10 protein-coding genes and 2 pseudogenes are annotated in these 15,421 nt (G+C 47.2%); 10 read left to right on the top strand and 2 right to left on the bottom strand.

All coding sequences use genetic code 11. From position 1 onward, the window contains the following. The first annotated feature begins 90 nt into the window (after window positions 1–90). Window positions 91–1,713 carry an ABC-F family ATP-binding cassette domain-containing protein gene (locus QQM41_RS11315; protein ID WP_339077169.1) on the top strand — a complete coding sequence of 541 codons (1,623 nt, stop codon included), beginning with the start codon at window positions 91–93 and terminating at the stop codon, window positions 1,711–1,713. Window positions 1,714–2,074: 361 nt separating this feature from the next. Here QQM41_RS11315 and QQM41_RS11320 read toward each other — a convergent pair whose 3' ends face one another. Further along, window positions 2,075–2,467 carry a hypothetical protein gene (locus QQM41_RS11320; RefSeq protein ID WP_339077170.1) on the bottom strand — a complete coding sequence of 131 codons (393 nt, stop codon included), beginning with the start codon at window positions 2,465–2,467 and terminating at the stop codon, window positions 2,075–2,077. Window positions 2,468–2,665: 198 nt separating this feature from the next. Between QQM41_RS11320 and QQM41_RS11325 the strand changes: the two genes are divergently transcribed. The 3 genes and pseudogenes from QQM41_RS11325 to QQM41_RS11335 all read left to right on the top strand — a co-directional run. Beyond that, complete coding sequence (locus QQM41_RS11325; protein ID WP_339077171.1) at window positions 2,666–3,799, top strand: acyl-CoA dehydrogenase; 1,134 nt, start codon at window positions 2,666–2,668, stop codon at window positions 3,797–3,799. Then, a complete protein-coding gene (locus QQM41_RS11330) occupies window positions 3,796–4,527 on the top strand; it encodes a PIG-L deacetylase family protein (protein WP_339077172.1) in 732 nt (243 codons plus the stop codon). Before QQM41_RS11325 ends, QQM41_RS11330 begins: the two co-directional genes overlap by 4 nt. Beyond that, window positions 4,524–4,931, top strand: a pseudogene (locus QQM41_RS11335) (class I SAM-dependent DNA methyltransferase); the annotation flags it as partial. The gene QQM41_RS11330 and the pseudogene QQM41_RS11335, both read left to right, overlap by 4 nt. Window positions 4,932–5,025: 94 nt before the next feature. On the opposite strand, the gene QQM41_RS11340 reads toward QQM41_RS11335, so the two are convergent. Next, entirely contained in the window at window positions 5,026–6,162 is a 1,137-nt protein-coding gene (locus tag QQM41_RS11340; protein ID WP_339078112.1) for a glycosyltransferase family 2 protein, read from the bottom strand. A 685-nt stretch (window positions 6,163–6,847) separates the two neighbouring features. Here QQM41_RS11340 and aspT point away from each other — a divergent pair. From aspT to QQM41_RS11370, 6 genes and pseudogenes are all read left to right on the top strand, one after another. Next, window positions 6,848–8,539, top strand: a complete 1,692-nt coding sequence (gene aspT, locus QQM41_RS11345) for an aspartate-alanine antiporter (protein WP_339077173.1) — start codon at window positions 6,848–6,850, stop codon at window positions 8,537–8,539. Between the two features lie 25 nt (window positions 8,540–8,564). Further along, entirely contained in the window at window positions 8,565–10,154 is a 1,590-nt protein-coding gene (locus QQM41_RS11350; RefSeq protein ID WP_050820019.1) for a bifunctional aspartate transaminase/aspartate 4-decarboxylase, read from the top strand. A gap of 116 nt (window positions 10,155–10,270) precedes the next feature. Then, window positions 10,271–11,371, top strand: coding sequence for an asparaginase (locus QQM41_RS11355; RefSeq protein WP_339077174.1), 1,101 nt, complete (start codon window positions 10,271–10,273; stop codon window positions 11,369–11,371). A gap of 31 nt (window positions 11,372–11,402) precedes the next feature. Then, the gene (locus QQM41_RS11360) at window positions 11,403–12,392 is read left to right on the top strand and encodes a transporter (RefSeq protein ID WP_339077175.1); all 990 of its coding nucleotides are present in this window, start codon (window positions 11,403–11,405) and stop codon (window positions 12,390–12,392) included. A gap of 188 nt (window positions 12,393–12,580) precedes the next feature. Continuing rightward, window positions 12,581–13,366: a tetratricopeptide repeat protein gene (locus QQM41_RS11365; protein WP_408874564.1), complete on the top strand. Its 786-nt coding sequence runs from the start codon at window positions 12,581–12,583 to the stop codon at window positions 13,364–13,366. A gap of 150 nt (window positions 13,367–13,516) precedes the next feature. Beyond that, window positions 13,517–15,355, top strand: a pseudogene (locus QQM41_RS11370) (TonB-dependent receptor); the annotation flags it as partial. Between the last annotated feature and the right edge of the window lie 66 nt (window positions 15,356–15,421).

A 15,421-nucleotide genomic window follows, 5' to 3' on the forward strand; every position in this document is an offset into this window, starting at 1 on the left:
ATGTTGGGCTTTCCTATTTACCCTCAGCAAGGGTTACGCAATAAGGGGCCTCCCGGTTTTGCTTGTTTCCTTTAAGGTATCTGAGGCCCCATGATCCGTCTTGACACTATCAGCAAGTACAATGGCCATCGTGTCATTTTTGTCGATGCCTCGGCTGCACTTCAAAAAGGTGAGAAAATCGGGCTTGTTGGGCCAAATGGAGCAGGTAAGACAACACTGTTCCGCCTGATTACAGGCGAGGAAGAGCCTGATGAAGGAAATGTTCTGATTGATCGAGGCATCACTATTGGCTTCTTCAATCAGGATGTGGGGGAAATGGCAGGGCGTAGTGCCGTAGCCGAAGTTATGAATGGTGCAGGGCCTGTTGCCGAGGTTGGAGCTGAACTGGCCGAACTGGAAGCCGCGCTGGCGGATCCAGAACGTTTGGATGAATTGGATGCCATTCTTGAACGGTTTGGTGAAGTGCAAGGGCGTTTTGAGGAATTAGGCGGCTACGCGCTAGATGGCCGTGCGCGTGAAGTTTTGCACGGTTTGGGCTTTAGTCAGGAAATGATGGATGGTGATGTCGGCCGTCTGTCTGGCGGGTGGAAAATGCGCGTAGCACTTGCGCGTATTCTGCTTATGAAACCAGACGTTATGCTGCTGGATGAACCAAGCAACCATCTTGATCTGGAAAGCCTGATCTGGCTGGAGCAATTTCTGGCAGGTTATGATGGTGCCTTGCTGATGACATCGCATGACCGCGCTTTCATGAACCGGGTTATCAATAAGGTGATTGAAATTGACGGTGGTGTGCTGTCCAGTTTTTCGGGTGATTACGAGTTTTATGAACAGCAGCGCGCTTTAAACGAAAAGCAGCAGCAGGCCCAGTTTGAACGTCAGCAGGCCATGCTGGCCAAGGAAGTGGCTTTTATTGAGCGTTTCAAGGCACGCGCTTCTCATGCCGCGCAAGTGCAAAGCCGCGTTAAGAAGCTAGATAAAATTGATCGTGTTGAACCACCCAAACGCCGCCAAACGCTTTCCTTCACTTTTCCCCCGGCGCCACGTTCGGGGGATGCCGTGGTTAATCTGCGCGGTGTGGATAAAGCCTATGGCAGCCGGGTGATTTACAAAAACCTTGATCTGTTGATCCGCAGGCAAGAACGCTGCTGTGTGCTGGGTATCAACGGGGCGGGGAAATCTACTCTGTTAAAACTTGTTACCGGCACCACAAAGCCGGATGCAGGCACGGTTACGCTCGGTGGTAGCGTTAAAATGGGGTATTTTGCACAGCACGCTATGGATCTGTTGGACGGTGAGCGTACTATTTTTGAAACTTTGAATGATGCGTTTCCGCTTGCTTCTCAGGGTTCTCTCCGTTCATTGGCGGGCAGCTTTGGCTTTTCTGGAGATGATATAGATAAACTGTGCCGTGTGCTTTCCGGGGGCGAAAAAGCGCGTTTGGTTTTGGCATTGATGCTGTACGATCCACCAAACTTTCTGGTGCTGGATGAACCAACTAACCACTTGGATATTGCCACCAAGGAAATGCTGATTACTGCTTTGGCCGACTATGAAGGCACAATGCTTTTTGTTTCCCATGATCGTCATTTTCTTGCGGCACTTTCCAACCGTGTTCTGGAACTTACGCCAGAAGGGCTTCACCGCTACGATGGTGGATACACAGAATACGTAGCTCGAACTGGTCGGGAAGCTCCGGGACTACATGAGTAATTTAACTAGGGTTTCTTGCAGCGTAGTCTGGCCCGTATCTTTCTTTTGGCAAAGTAGCTTCATGGTATCTTAGCCACAGTTTCCGAAGGAAGTGCGGGTTATCGTGTCATCTCATAGCCCAGCAAGAGAGTAGAACTTGTTTAAGAGGTAGCGTGTTACTTTTCCTATATGCTCTCCATGTATTTAAAAAATATGAACATTCATTTCACAAAATTGTCTAAGAGATAAATAAAGCATCTTTTTTATTTTAATATCGTATCGGTTTTCTTATAAAATATTTGTAATCATCTTTGGTTTTTTGAAACTTCATATAAGCCGAAAGGTTTTCTGTCTGGCGGCTAGATTAAAAGACCGTCTCATCTCAAAAAAGAGGAAGAGTACAATGGTCAATCACGGCGGCAGTCATGAACAGCATGTAAAAGCTGGTGAGCAAAGCCATAAAAATACTGGTAGTTCGCATACTGAGGGCAGCGGGAGCGAAAATGGCTCTGGCACTCGGGGCGGCACACATGAGCAGCATGTTAAGGCCGGTGAGCAAAGCCATAAAAATGCTGGTACTTCGCACGATGAAAGGAGCCAAGGTGAACATGGCACCGGCACGCGTGGTGGTACGCACGAACAGCATGTAAAAGCTGGTGAGCAGAGCCACAAAAATACCGGTACATCGCACAATGAGGGCAGTGGGAGCGAACATAGCTCTGGCACTCGGGGCGGCACACATGAGCAACATGTTAAAGCCGGCCAGCAGAGTCATAAAAACTCCTGATCTCATGCTAAATACAGGAGGCATCAGCAAGATTGCTGGTGCCTCCATGTAGTGTTTCTACATTTACGCCAGCAGATTATATTATCTCTCAATGTAAAGTGACCAAGTTGTACTGATTAGGCATGGATCTGTTATTGCAAGCCATACGTTAGACGTAGAACGTCTTGCGGAATTGGGATGCCTAACATGCTGAGCTTGGATGAAAAAGTCGTTAAAAATAACCTTTCTACTTTTCAAATAGATATCAAAAATCTGTTCGATGCGTGGAAAAGTGCGGCTTCCATACCAGCAGAAAATGCTTTCCCAATAGATATGCTCAATGCCTTGCACGAAATTGGCGCACTAAATGCTCTTTTATCGCATGAAGAAGGCGGGCTTGATCTTTGCCGAACATCAGAAGGTGGGCGCGTTCTTTTAACTCTTCTGCGGCGAACGGGCTATGCAAGCCTTTCGTTAGGGCGATGTTTGGAGGGCCATGTAAATGTTATTCGGCTTGTAGAGCTTTATGGCACCCCAGAACAACGTTGTAAGCTTGCTCAGAGCCTTCAACGTGGAATCTTGGCAGGGATATGGGTTACCGATGGTACCCCACCAGTTACGATAAAGCATGAGTGCAGACATTACAGATTAGCTGGCATTAAAGGGTTTGCCAGTGGTGTAGCGCACGTAAGGCTAGCACTCATAACAGCTACCACACAGCAAGGCCATTCCATAATGGTGCTTGCCCCCACAGATGGAGCCGATCGGAGGCTGTTAGGTCCGGGGAAGTTGATGGGAATGCAGGCTAGCGGTACAGGCGGCTATGATTTTACAGATGTAGTGATCTCTCCAGATAATATTCTTGGTTCAGCAGGAGATTATTTGCGACAACCGGAATTTTCTGCTGGGGCGTGGCGGGGGTCGGCAGTCGTCTTAGGCGGCATGGATCGGTTGATTGACCTGTTGCGGCAGGAGCTTCAGGGACGTGGGTGCGCAAACAATCCGCATCAACTGCATCGGATTGGAGAAGCCCTGATTTTACAGAAAACCGCGAGCATGTGGGTCAAAGAGGCAGCCAAAGTGGCTTATGCTTCCAACATGGAACCAGAGAGTGTGGTTGCAACTGTTAATCTTGCACGCATTGCCGTTGAACGTGCCGCTTTGGAATTGATAACGCTTGTTCAAAGAAGCCTGGGCGTATCGGCTTTTGTGAAAGGTAAGGCGGTAGAGGTGGTCATGAGGGATTTGATGACCTATCTGCGGCAGCCTGCGCCAGATGAGGCTTTGACAGAAGCCGCTATGTGGTTTGTTGACCATGATTGGCCAGGAGAAAATGCATGAAAGTTCAGGACATTATAGAACATTTTTCTATGCTCCCTATCGCCGATTTTGACCAGATTGCTCCGGGAACATCACTTATACTGGCGCCTCATTCTGATGATGAAAGCTTGGGGTGTGCAGGTTTTATAGCAACCGCAGTGCAGCATGATAGACCTCCTGTTGTTGTAATCGTTTCGGATAGTTCTGCCTCTCATCCTGGTTCCCATGCATGGTCACCAGAACGCCTTGCGCAGTGTCGGCAAAAAGAAAGCCGAGATGCACTTGCTACGCTTAACCTTGCAACAGATCGGTTGTTGTTCCTAGGTTTGCCAGACTCAGCTATTCCTACCTCAGGTGTGGCTTTTAATCATGCAATACAGCAATTATGCGTGCTGATAAGCCAGCATAATTGCCAAAACATTCTTGTGCCGTGGCGGCATGATCCACATTGTGACCATCTGGCCGTATGGCAGATGGGGCAGCAGTTGAAGGCCTTACTGCCAGAGTTAAGAATATTGTCTTATCCTGTCTGGGGTTTAACGCTTCCGCTTGATATGGATATTGAAGAAACATTACCTGTTGGATGGCGCCTTAATATTCAGGATTTTTTGAGCCACAAACACAATGCTATTCAGGCATATAAGAGCCAAATGGGATTGGTTGTGGAAGATGATCCAAATGGTTTTATTTTACCAGAATACCTCCTGGAAAAAATACTTCAACCTTATGAAACCTTCATAACATCATGAGTAACGAGACGTGGAAACCAGATATTTTTGAAGATATCTTTCAGCGTAATGCTGATCCTTGGGACTTTGAAAACAGCCTATATGAGCAGCAGAAACTTGAAAAAGTCCTGCAATGTCTTCCTGCATCGCCCATCTCTTTTGCCGTAGAGTTAGGGTGTGCGATTGGCGTAAGCACTCTAGCACTTGCAAAACATTGCAAGCGTATTGTTGGCATAGACGCTTCTGAAACGGCTCTTGCCATCGCTCGACAACGATGCGTGCAGCAAAAACACATCAGTTTTATGAAGGCTTTTCTGCCACAGGCTTATCCTGCTTTAGAAGTGTGTGGGTGTGACTTGGTTCTTATTTCAGAAGTTCTTTATTTTTTTAGTCCAGAAGATATTCAGTCTCTTGCTGAGAGTGTTACCAAAAGCCTAAAGCCAGAGGGCAATATCCTTATTGTAAATTGGACTGGCCCAACAGATACGCCATGCACAGGAGATGAGGCTGCTGAATATTTTATTCGGGCCTGTCTAACGCAACATTGGCACCCAGATTATAGTGAACGCGGGGAGGGATACCGCATTGATCGGTTGATGCACGTTGCTCGCCATCAGAAAGGCAATATTCCGTACGATGCAGAAAGTTGAGAACACGCAGGGCACGCTGATAGTGTTTGGGAAGATCCTCCCGAAGAATACGGGGGAAGGGAGGGCTGGCAGATAGCTTGCTTATAGGGCTTAATGGGTTTGCGCGTCTGTCAGCAAGCTCTCTGCGGACACGCAATAACCGATTGGAGACTGTTTCAAAGGCATCATCAATATATTTGTCTTGGGCAATCATTCTCCGCGCTAGAGTTTCTGCCATGCCGCCTTGTGCGCGCCCTAAAAGGCGTGCTGAAACATAGACTATAACATCTGGTGCATGACGTACGCGAATGCCATTTTGCCTTAATGCTTTATAAAACAGGCGATCTTCTCCAGATGCAACATCAGGAATGCCTCCCGCCTGCCTCCATGCCTGATGCGTGACAGCAATGCTTGCGCCTGAATGTTCTATATGCCGCGGCCACGGATCATGCGGTTGTGGGTCAAGAAGCAAGGTGATTTGATCTAAAAGAGCGCCATAGGCTTGTTCGGCTCTTTCATCTTCATGAAGCCGTAGAGGGATTTGTGCATATTCGGAAGGTAAAAGCAGGGTTCGCCCAAAAACAGCTTCAACATGATATTGCGTAAACGCTTCAAGGGTTCGGTATATCCAATCTTTGGCAACTTCTCCATCAGCATCAGTTGTAAATAATAGAGCGTCTAGCTGTGCATTTTGGGCAGCATACGCCATAGCTTCTCTTCGCGCTGTTCCGGCATTTGCGATAGCAGGATCATAGGTGACTGATATAATCTCCAGCGTAAATGGGAGTTTATCTTGCAGAGATGAAGCCCGTTCATAGGTTTGATCTATAGTGTTGTTAATCCATAAGATAACTTTGTGGGGAAGAGCAAGAAACTGTGCTGCCAGTGCAAGTAAGCAGGAGGTAATATGTTGTTCCTCATTACAAGCCGGAATAACAACAATTCTCTGCCTTTTCCAAAATATATTGTTATGAATGTAAGTGTAAGTAATACATGGATTTTTATTATCAGGATCTTCTGAAGACATCATGATACGCCTTGTTAAAGACGATAGGGTGATTTTCTAAGACGCACCAGGAGCGTAAAAGTTCAATTTAATATTTTGTGGCTGTGACACAAAAGGTAATGAGCATTTACAGTTTGGGGGTGCCTGAATTATGTTTGTTTTTTATTATAAAATGATAAATAAATTGGTTTTGGGAAGTTATCATAAATATGCAATTTTATTTTTCAAGTATGACTCTTGTTTTATTAAATGACGGAATTGCAAATATGATCATGGGAATGAAGCGAAAATACATTTCATGATGTTTCATACTGATGGTTTTCATGGCGCGTACATAGGAAAAATTTGGTACATCTGTTCATTTTAAATACGCAACTGGGAATATGTATTTTTTATGACTATAATTAAATATACTTCCTTTATATGTTATTTACATGCAACAACAACGCATTATTATTTTATTTATCTATCTATAAACCATAAATAATATTTTTTAATACCATAATATAATAATTGTTATGTTAAAGCGCATGGGTTGGATTTGCGGAAAATAAATAAAAGTCAAGAACAAATTAATAATTATTACTTAAATGGAATGTAATAGTAAAAATAAAATTAAATTAATTGACTCGAATCAATTACAAGTGCGTGAGTTCATGTATATGTTGCGTGGTTCGGGTAGTATATATTCTCAAGGAACTACATTTTGCACGCATTCACTACTCTTTTATCCAGCCTGTTTGGTGCGTGTCCAGAAATGGCCTTGTTTCTTGCACTTGTTATAGGGTGCTGGATCGGGCGATTTCGCTTTGGCTCGTTCCAGCTTGGCGGTGTGGCAGGCTCGCTTTTAGCAGCTGTGCTTATTAGCCAAGTGGGCGTTCATATTGATTCTGGCATCAAGAGCGTTCTGTTCGCTCTTTTTATCTATGCCGTGGGCTATCAAAGTGGCCCGCAGTTTTTTCGTTCATTAGGGCGGCAGTCTCTTAAAGAAATTCTGATGGCCGTTGTGCTGGCTATTACGGGATTGATTACCGTTGTAGCGGTTGCGCGCATATTCCACCTCGATAAAGGACTTGCCGCAGGGCTTGCGGCTGGGGGGCTTACCCAGTCGGCCATTATTGGTACGGCAGGCTCGTCCTTGGAAAAAATTGGTCTGCCGCTTGCGCAGGTGCAGCAGCTTCAGGGTAATGTCGCTGTTGGCTATGCCGTAACGTATATCTTTGGCTCCATTGGGCCCATTCTTCTGTGTGTTAACGTTTTGCCGTGGTTCATGAAGCGCGGCATCCGTGAAGATGCTATTCGTGCTGAAGCCGAGCAGGCAGGCGGTGTGCATGTTATGGGTGAGGGAGAAGTCTCTGCTTTTCCTAATCTTGTTGGGCGTGCGTATCGTCTGACGCAGCCTGATCTCACTATTGCTGGTGTGGAAAGTCTGGCCGCAGGCGTTACAGTGGAACAGGTGCTGCGCAATGGCAAACCCGCCGGTGTAGGAGCCAATGCAGCGCTACTGCCGGGTGATCAGCTTCTGCTCGTTGGGCAGCGCGCAGAGGTTCTGGCTGCAGGGCAGAAGATCGGGCAGGAAATTGGTGATGTTCCCGGCCTTGATCTTTCCCTTATCCGTCGGGATGTTGTTTTGTCTCGTAAGGATTTTGTCGGAAAAACTGTTGATCAATGCGTACAGTCTCTTTCCGCAGCTGTGCGTCACGGTGTTTATCTGGTCGCGCTTTCCCGTGCAGGTAAGGCAATGCCTGTTACGGGCTCCATGCAGGTAAAGGATGGAGATATTGTTACCCTGCTTGGTACGTCTGCCGATGTGCAGCGTGCAGCCACGCAGATTGGGACGATCCTGCTTCCAAGCATTAAAACCGATCTCGTTTTCCATTCTCTGGGCGTTGCCCTTGGTTTGCTGATCGGCTTGGGTGTGGTGCATATGGGGTCGGTCCCCCTTACTCTTGGTAGTGGCGGTGGGGCTCTGCTTTCCGGGTTGCTTTTTGGTTGGTATCAAAGCCGCCATCCCGTTATGGGGAATATGCCGCAGGGTGCCTCAACTTTTCTGGTGGACTTTGGGCTGGCAGGCTTTGTGGCCGTAACGGGCTTGCAAACTGGCCAGCAGGCTATTGCCACCATCATGCAGCACGGCATTACGCTCTTTCTGTTGGGTGTAGTGGTTACATTGGTGCCGCTTATCCTCACCATGCTTTTTGGGCGCTACGTGCTGCGCTATAACAATACGGCCATTTTTGCAGGTGCTTTGGCAGGTTCTCGTAGTGCCAATCCAGCTTTTGGCGAGGTGTTGAACAAGGCAGGAAATGCCGTTCCCACCACACCCTTTGCCATTACTTACGCAGTTGCAAACGTATTGCTTACGCTACTTGGGCCACTTGTGGTCGCATTTTCCTGAATACTGAAAAGAAGGAAACGCAATAATGACACTTGATTATTCGAAATTTCGTGATCTCAGCCCATTTGAACTCAAAGATACGCTCATCAGCCTGGCATCATCAAAGGCTGACCGCGTTATGCTGAACGCTGGCCGTGGTAACCCCAACTTTTTGGCGACACTGCCACGTGCTGCCTTTTTCCTGTTGGGGCAATACGCTTTGGCTGAAGCGCGCCTTTCTCTTTCCTATCTCTCTCCCGGTCTTGGCGGTACAGTCCGTATTGAAGGGATTGAAGCACGCTTTGATCGGTTTATTGAAAGCAACGAAGACAAAGAGGAAGCCGCTCTTCTGGGGCATGCCTTAAGTTATGTGCGCGACCAGATGGGCCTGCCAGCCGATACATTCCTTGTTGAAATGGTTGAGGGTATTCTGGGCTGCTACTATCCAACACCACCACGTATGCTGACATTGAGCGAAAAAATTGTTGGCCAGTACGTTCTGCGTGAAATGGTGGGTGGTAGAATTTCTCTGGATTCCACAGACTTTTTTGCAACTGAGGGCGGCACAGCGGCTATGGCCTATGTGTTCAATTCTCTCAAGCAGAATGATCTGATCAAAAAGGGAGACAAGGTGGCAATCGGCATGCCGATCTTCTCCCCTTATATCGAAATCCCGCAGCTTGAAGAATACGGTCTGGAAGTTGTGCCTGTGCAGGCAGATCCTTCTCTGGATTGGCAGTATCCAGAAAGCGAGCTGGAAAAACTGCGTGACCCGGCCGTTAAAATGTTCTTCTGCGTGAACCCCAGCAACCCGCCATCAGTCAAGATGAATGATGCATCGCTGGAGAAGATTGCCGCTATTGTTAAAGATCGTCCCGAGTTGATGATCCTGACAGATGATGTGTATGGCACGTTTGCTGATGGCTTCCGTTCGCTTTATGCAATCTGCCCGCGCAATACCATTCTTGTTTACTCCTTCTCCAAATACTTTGGGGCAACGGGTTGGCGTCTGGGTGTTATCGGGATGCACAAGGATAACGCAATTGATGCACGTCTGGCGCAGCTTCCGGCAGATGCAAAAGCCGCATTGGCAAAGCGTTATTCCAGCCTGACAACAGATTCAGCTGATCTGAAGTTTATTGATCGGTTGGTGGCAGATAGCCGTGCCGTGGCTCTTAACCACACGGCTGGTCTTTCTACACCGCAACAGGTCCAGATGGTGCTGTTCTCTCTGTTTGCGCTGATGGATCACGAAGGCCGTTATAAAGCCACGCTTAAGAGTGTTATTCGCCGCCGTGAAGCTGCGCTTTACCATGAGCTGGGTGTGGCACCCTCGGAAGATGCCAATGCAGTAGATTATTATACGCTGATTGATCTGGAAGATACTTGTCGCGCTCTGTACGGCGAAGAGTTTGCGCAGTGGATGCTCAAGCGGGCCAGCACAGGTGAAATTCTGTTCCGAATTGCAGATGAAACCGGTATTGTGCTGCTTCCCGGTGCTGGGTTTGGGGCTACGCGTCCTTCAGCTCGTGCTTCTCTCGCCAATCTTAATGAATTCCAGTATGCCGCAATCGGGCGTTCATTGCGCAAGATGGTGGATGAATATCACGCTGAGTTTGTGAAGCCTCAGGCGTAATGAAAATTGTGTTCGGAAGGAGAGAGTGCTCCTTTCGGTAGATTTGGTTTTTAAATGACGACAAGGGGAGGTAAGGGCATTCCTTTATCTCCCTTTGTTAGAAAGAGTGTTGTTTTATGGTTTCTGTGCGTGGTCTGCCTATTCTTGCTGCAATTCTGGGGGTAGCCTCTGTTATGCCTGTTTTTTCTCATGCAGAAGGGGCATCTGCACCTCTTGCGGCCCATCAGCAGGTCTCCTTACCACGTGTGCTTGTGCTGGCTACGGGGGGCACAATATCCGGTAAGGCTGATACCCGTTCCGCTATTGGATATGATGCCGGTGCCGTAACAGGTGAACAGTTGATTGCAGGTGTGCCTGGCGTTGAAAAACTGGCGCAGTTGCAGGTGGAACAGGTCTCCAACATTGCTTCCCAGAACATGAATAGTCAGGTCTGGTTCAAGCTGGCTGAGCGTATCCGGCGGGCTTTTGCCAATAACGAAGCAGATGCTGTTGTGATCACCCACGGGACAGACACAATGGAGGAAACAGCTTTCTTTCTGGATAACGTGATTGCAGATGCACGGCCGGTTATTTTAACGGGCGCAATGCGGCCGAGCACAGCCATTAGCGCAGATGGCCCCGCCAATATGTATGAAGCCGTAAAGGTTGCGGCTGATCCGCAGGCCCGTGGGCGAGGCGTAATGGTGGTATTGAATGATGAGGTACAGTCTGCGCGTGGTGTCAGCAAAATGCACACCACTGCACTGCAAACCTTCCATTCACCTAATCTTGGTCCGGTTGGTTATGTTGATCCGGCAAGTGTGCGCTTTATGGCGCCAGCCAAACCTCAGCAGCTTCTTGATCTGCCAGCAGACCACAAACTGCCACGGGTTCAGATTGTCTATGCCCATGCAGACATGGATGCGCAGCAGATTGATGATGCCGTAAAAGGCGGAGCGCGGGGCATTGTGGTTGCGGGTATGGGGGATGGCAATGTTTCAACAGATGCATTGGCCGGCATAGAGCGCGCCACAAAAGCTGGGGTTGTTGTTGTGCGTTCCACCCGTGTGGGCAACGGTTTTGTAAACCGCGATGTGGAAGTTGATGATGATCACTATGGGCTTGTGGCCTCTATGGATCTCAACCCGCAAAAGGCACGGATACTTCTGCAGCTTCTGCTGGCTAATGGCAAAACCACAGCTGCAGAGATTCAAAAAGCGTTTAGCGCTGGCTTTTGAGCAGAAAAAACTCAGCAGGATAAGTAATTGAATGAGAGTACGCCTTAAGCAATGGGTATATGCGGGTGGCAAGGTTTCCGTAAGAAAAGCACTTGTCTGCTTTCTTGCATCTACCGGTAGTTTTGCATCTGCCCATGCAGATCAGTGGTATACAGGCTCACTCGTTTCCCCTTCCGGCACAACGCGGGAAGGGGTGCTGAATGTTGAACCCTATTATTCCTATAGTCAGCCTTTAGGGTCTTTTGATGCACATGGGCGAGCAGGGCCTGCATCTCACCCCATGCAACGCATGTTTTCCAATTCAACGCTCTGGAAATACGGGATCTCTCAGGATTTCAGCATCCAGTTGCATACTATTGTTGATTATGGATGGAAACATGCAGATGGACATTCTCATGGTCCTAAAACAGGCGATGTTCCGTTTGATCTGATCTATCGTTTGGTGCGGCCTGATCCCAAACATTACATTCCGGCTTTCAACCTTTTTGTAGGCATGATTTTCCCTACAGGTGATTACAAAAAGTTGGGAGATAAGCAGGATGGAGTAGGGAGCGGTGCATATGTTTTCCGTTTTGCTTTAACTGAGCAATCTACTTATACGTTGCCGGGCAACCATGAATTACGCTTGCGTGTATGGAACTGGTTCCGGCGTGCTGTCACCTCGGCCAAACTTACAGATGTCACCAGTTATGGCACAGCGCATGGCTTTCGTGGCCGTGGGCAGCCGGGCATGAGCGGCCAGACAGGTTTTTCATTGGAATACGGTTTAAGCCAGAAATGGGTGCTGGCCATGGATCTTGCGCGAGATTGGTCCAATGGATCAATGTTACGTGGGCATGATAGTAATGGCAATTACATCCATAAAACAGGTTCTGCCGGAACGGATTGGCAGATTGCGCCAGCGTTTGAATATAACTGGAACCCACGCTGGGGGGTGATTGTTGGTTCTGCTTTTTATTTTGCAGGTCACAACAAGAGTATCCAGGTTTCCCCACAGTTTGCGGTCAATGCAATGTTCTGAAGTTGGCTTTATAGGGCTTTTGAATATTGAAGTTCTAGCAAAGCAGACCAATAAAGAGGCGCCATGAGCATTGGCGTCTCTTAGCAAACCGACCTAAAAGGTAATCATAATTTATAGGTGAACGCTCACTTTAAAGTGGGGATGAAGGGCCTTAATATACATTATTGAGAATAATTTGCATTATCTTTATGCTGCATGCCTTTATTAAGGGAGGTCTTGCCGCAATGTATTTTAGAAAGCTCTGGAGAGATGGAAAGGGGAAGAAAGACCTTTCTAGGCCTTTGGAATTACCTGCTGAGATAGAAGCCATTCGCCAAAAAGCGTTGCGAGGGCATCATTTAGAGCAGGTTATATGGGGCAAAACCCTTTTAAACAGTGTATATGTATCTTCAGATCCTGCAGCTGCTATCACATGGTTTCGTATGGCTGCGCAGGCGGGGTATGGGCCAGCACATAATATGCTGGGGCGTTGCTATTATTTTGGCTGGGGCTGCCCTCAAGATTATCAGCAAGCTATTGTGCATTATACCTTAGCTGCAAATTTAAATGATAACTGGGGGCGCTATAATCTTGCAATCATGACAATGCGGGGTATCGGCATGCAGCAAGATCTTTTATCAGCGTTTGCTCTTTTTCAGATGGGAGCTCAAGCTGGTCACGCAAAATCTATGAACATTTTGGCGCGATTTTACGAAGAGGGGTGGGTTGTGCCCCAAGACAAGAAAAAAGCGCTTATGTTGTATAAGGAGTCAGCGCAAAAGGGTGATTATCGGGGCCAACATAATTATGCAGTATGGCTGGCTGAGCAAGGGCGTATTGAAGAGGCTATGGTATGGTGGCATCAAGCCGTACCGCAGGCCACATTAGATGTTTTACTTGCAATGCAAGATATTATGCAAAAGTTAAAAAATAACGCAGTAAATAATTTAAAATATGCTGTAGAACGAGAAATAAAATCAAAAAAACATAAATAATTATTATTTTAATAGTGTTTGTTTATATAAACAAAAACATATCTGTAAGGAAGCAAAATAATAAAAAATATTTTAAAATAAGCGGAATTGCGAATCATTTGCGATAAAAGCTATATGCAACTGATTCGCATTAATGTTTTGTAAAGTCTCATGACAAACTCATCTTCATCTCGGCAGATACCTACGTCTTCTTTCATGTTTGGTTTGGCTATGGGGTGGAGTACACTCTCATTGCTAACAGTAGATGCATACGCTGCAACGGCTACAGCAGAGGGGCAATCTCTTAAAAATCAGAAGGCTCCAGAGGCCACAGATGCGTCATCCAAGGCAACGCTTGCGACATCAGGGAAGAAAGGGCCGCATTCTGCAAAACAGGAAGATGGGTCTGAGGCAGAAGAATGGGTGGTTACCGCATCCCCCATGAACACACTTCGGACACCTATGGGCATTAGCCGAATGCCGCATGATGCTTTGCATACTCCACAAACCATTAATGTGGTGCCGCAAATTCTTATGCAGCAGCAAAACGTTAAATCTTTGGATGAGGCCCTTAAAAATGTTCCCGGCATTACGGCGTCTGTTGGGGAAGGTGAGGGGGGGATGGCGGGAGATCAATTCCTGATCCGAGGATTTGCTGCCCAGAATGATATTTATGAAAATGGCTTGCGCGATTTTGGTGTGTATACGCGCGATAGTTTCGATTATGAAAATGTGGCCGTTATTAAAGGGCCATCTTCACAAGTGTTCGGTAATGGCACCACAGGTGGTGCTATCAACATTACAACTAAAACGCCTACATTGAAAAATCATATTCGTGCGTCTTTTTCTGGCGGAAGTGGGCAGTATTATCGTGGAACGCTGGATTTTAACCGTATGCTTACGGATAGCATTGGTATCCGTATTACCGGTATGGGGAATGAAAATAATACTGTCGGGCGCGATTACGTTTATTCCCACAGATGGGGTATTGCGCCATCCATAACATTTGGTATGGGTAAAAAAGTTTCCTATACTTTAGAATACTTCCACCAAACAGATAATCGCATTCCAGATTATGGTGTGCCGGTGTTGAAAAAGCCGGGGGCTGCTTATGGTAAGCCGGCCACGGAATATGGTGTAAAACGTACCAATTGGTATGGCACCACGTTTGATCAGGATAATTCCAGTGTGGATATGCTGACAGGACGCTTGAAGTGGGAGGCCTCTCCTTACGTTACTGTGTATAATGATACGCGTGGGGGACTTTATAGCCGATATTTTTCTGCTTCGCAGGAAGGCTGTACCAGCAACCAGCTTTCCTATAATGCAAGTGGGTATCTACAAAACGGAGCAGCCTATAATTGTAATACCGATTTTTTTGGTGGGAACGCAGCAGCCGCCAAGCTTTCTAGAACTGGCGGTGTGTTTGGGCCAAACCCGTATCAGCAAAATGATTGGTCTGTGCAAAATGTCCTTTCTGCAGTTGCCAAGTTTGATACAGGCAGCGTGAAGCATGAAATGATTGGTGGCGTAGATATCATGCATGTGTATGATCGCCGTGAAAATTTTGCCTATAATAATGCTGTTGCGCGCCAATATGTAAATCTTCTGGACCCGTCTCCGGTTGTGTCAGGGTTGAATGTTGTAGATGGCTCATCCATGCCCGGCGGATTGGTGAACACAGCTACTGCAGGGCAGAAAAAGTGGAAAACGGGTGATGCAACAGATGTAGGGGCTTTCTTTTCAGAACAGGCCCAGCTTGCCCCGTGGTTTTCTGTGCGTGCTGGTTTTCGGTGGGATCACTGGGATACACATTACAGCATGACCGGTGGAAGCTATGCCAAGCCAGACGTGCATATGGGCCAGACGCAGGATACGTTTAACCCTAACGTGAGCCTGATGTACACACCTAATGACCATGGGATGATCTATTTCAATTGGTCGGAATCAACAACGCCACTCGGCCTGTATGTGACAAACAGTTCTGAGCCGTTGAACCTCAAGGATCAACGCGGATTTCTCACACTTGAGGCAATTTCGGGTCATTTTGTAGAATTCAGTCATCCCACAGGAGCC

Source organism: Acetobacter sp. AC2005 (assembly GCF_037901235.1).
Lineage (GTDB): Bacteria > Pseudomonadota > Alphaproteobacteria > Acetobacterales > Acetobacteraceae > Acetobacter > Acetobacter oryzoeni.

Coding starts and splice junctions, on each gene's coding strand:
- QQM41_RS11315 (WP_339077169.1), top strand. CDS start 91: ATGATCCGTCTTGACACTATCAGCAAGTACAATGGCCATCGTGTCATT.
- QQM41_RS11320 (WP_339077170.1), bottom strand. CDS start 2,467: ATGACTCTGCTGGCCGGCTTTAACATGTTGCTCATGTGTGCCGCCCCG.
- QQM41_RS11325 (WP_339077171.1), top strand. CDS start 2,666: ATGCTGAGCTTGGATGAAAAAGTCGTTAAAAATAACCTTTCTACTTTT.
- QQM41_RS11330 (WP_339077172.1), top strand. CDS start 3,796: ATGAAAGTTCAGGACATTATAGAACATTTTTCTATGCTCCCTATCGCC.
- QQM41_RS11340 (WP_339078112.1), bottom strand. CDS start 6,162: ATGTCTTCAGAAGATCCTGATAATAAAAATCCATGTATTACTTACACT.
- QQM41_RS11350 (WP_050820019.1), top strand. CDS start 8,565: ATGACACTTGATTATTCGAAATTTCGTGATCTCAGCCCATTTGAACTC.
- QQM41_RS11355 (WP_339077174.1), top strand. CDS start 10,271: ATGGTTTCTGTGCGTGGTCTGCCTATTCTTGCTGCAATTCTGGGGGTA.
- QQM41_RS11360 (WP_339077175.1), top strand. CDS start 11,403: ATGAGAGTACGCCTTAAGCAATGGGTATATGCGGGTGGCAAGGTTTCC.
- QQM41_RS11365 (WP_408874564.1), top strand. CDS start 12,581: ATGCTGCATGCCTTTATTAAGGGAGGTCTTGCCGCAATGTATTTTAGA.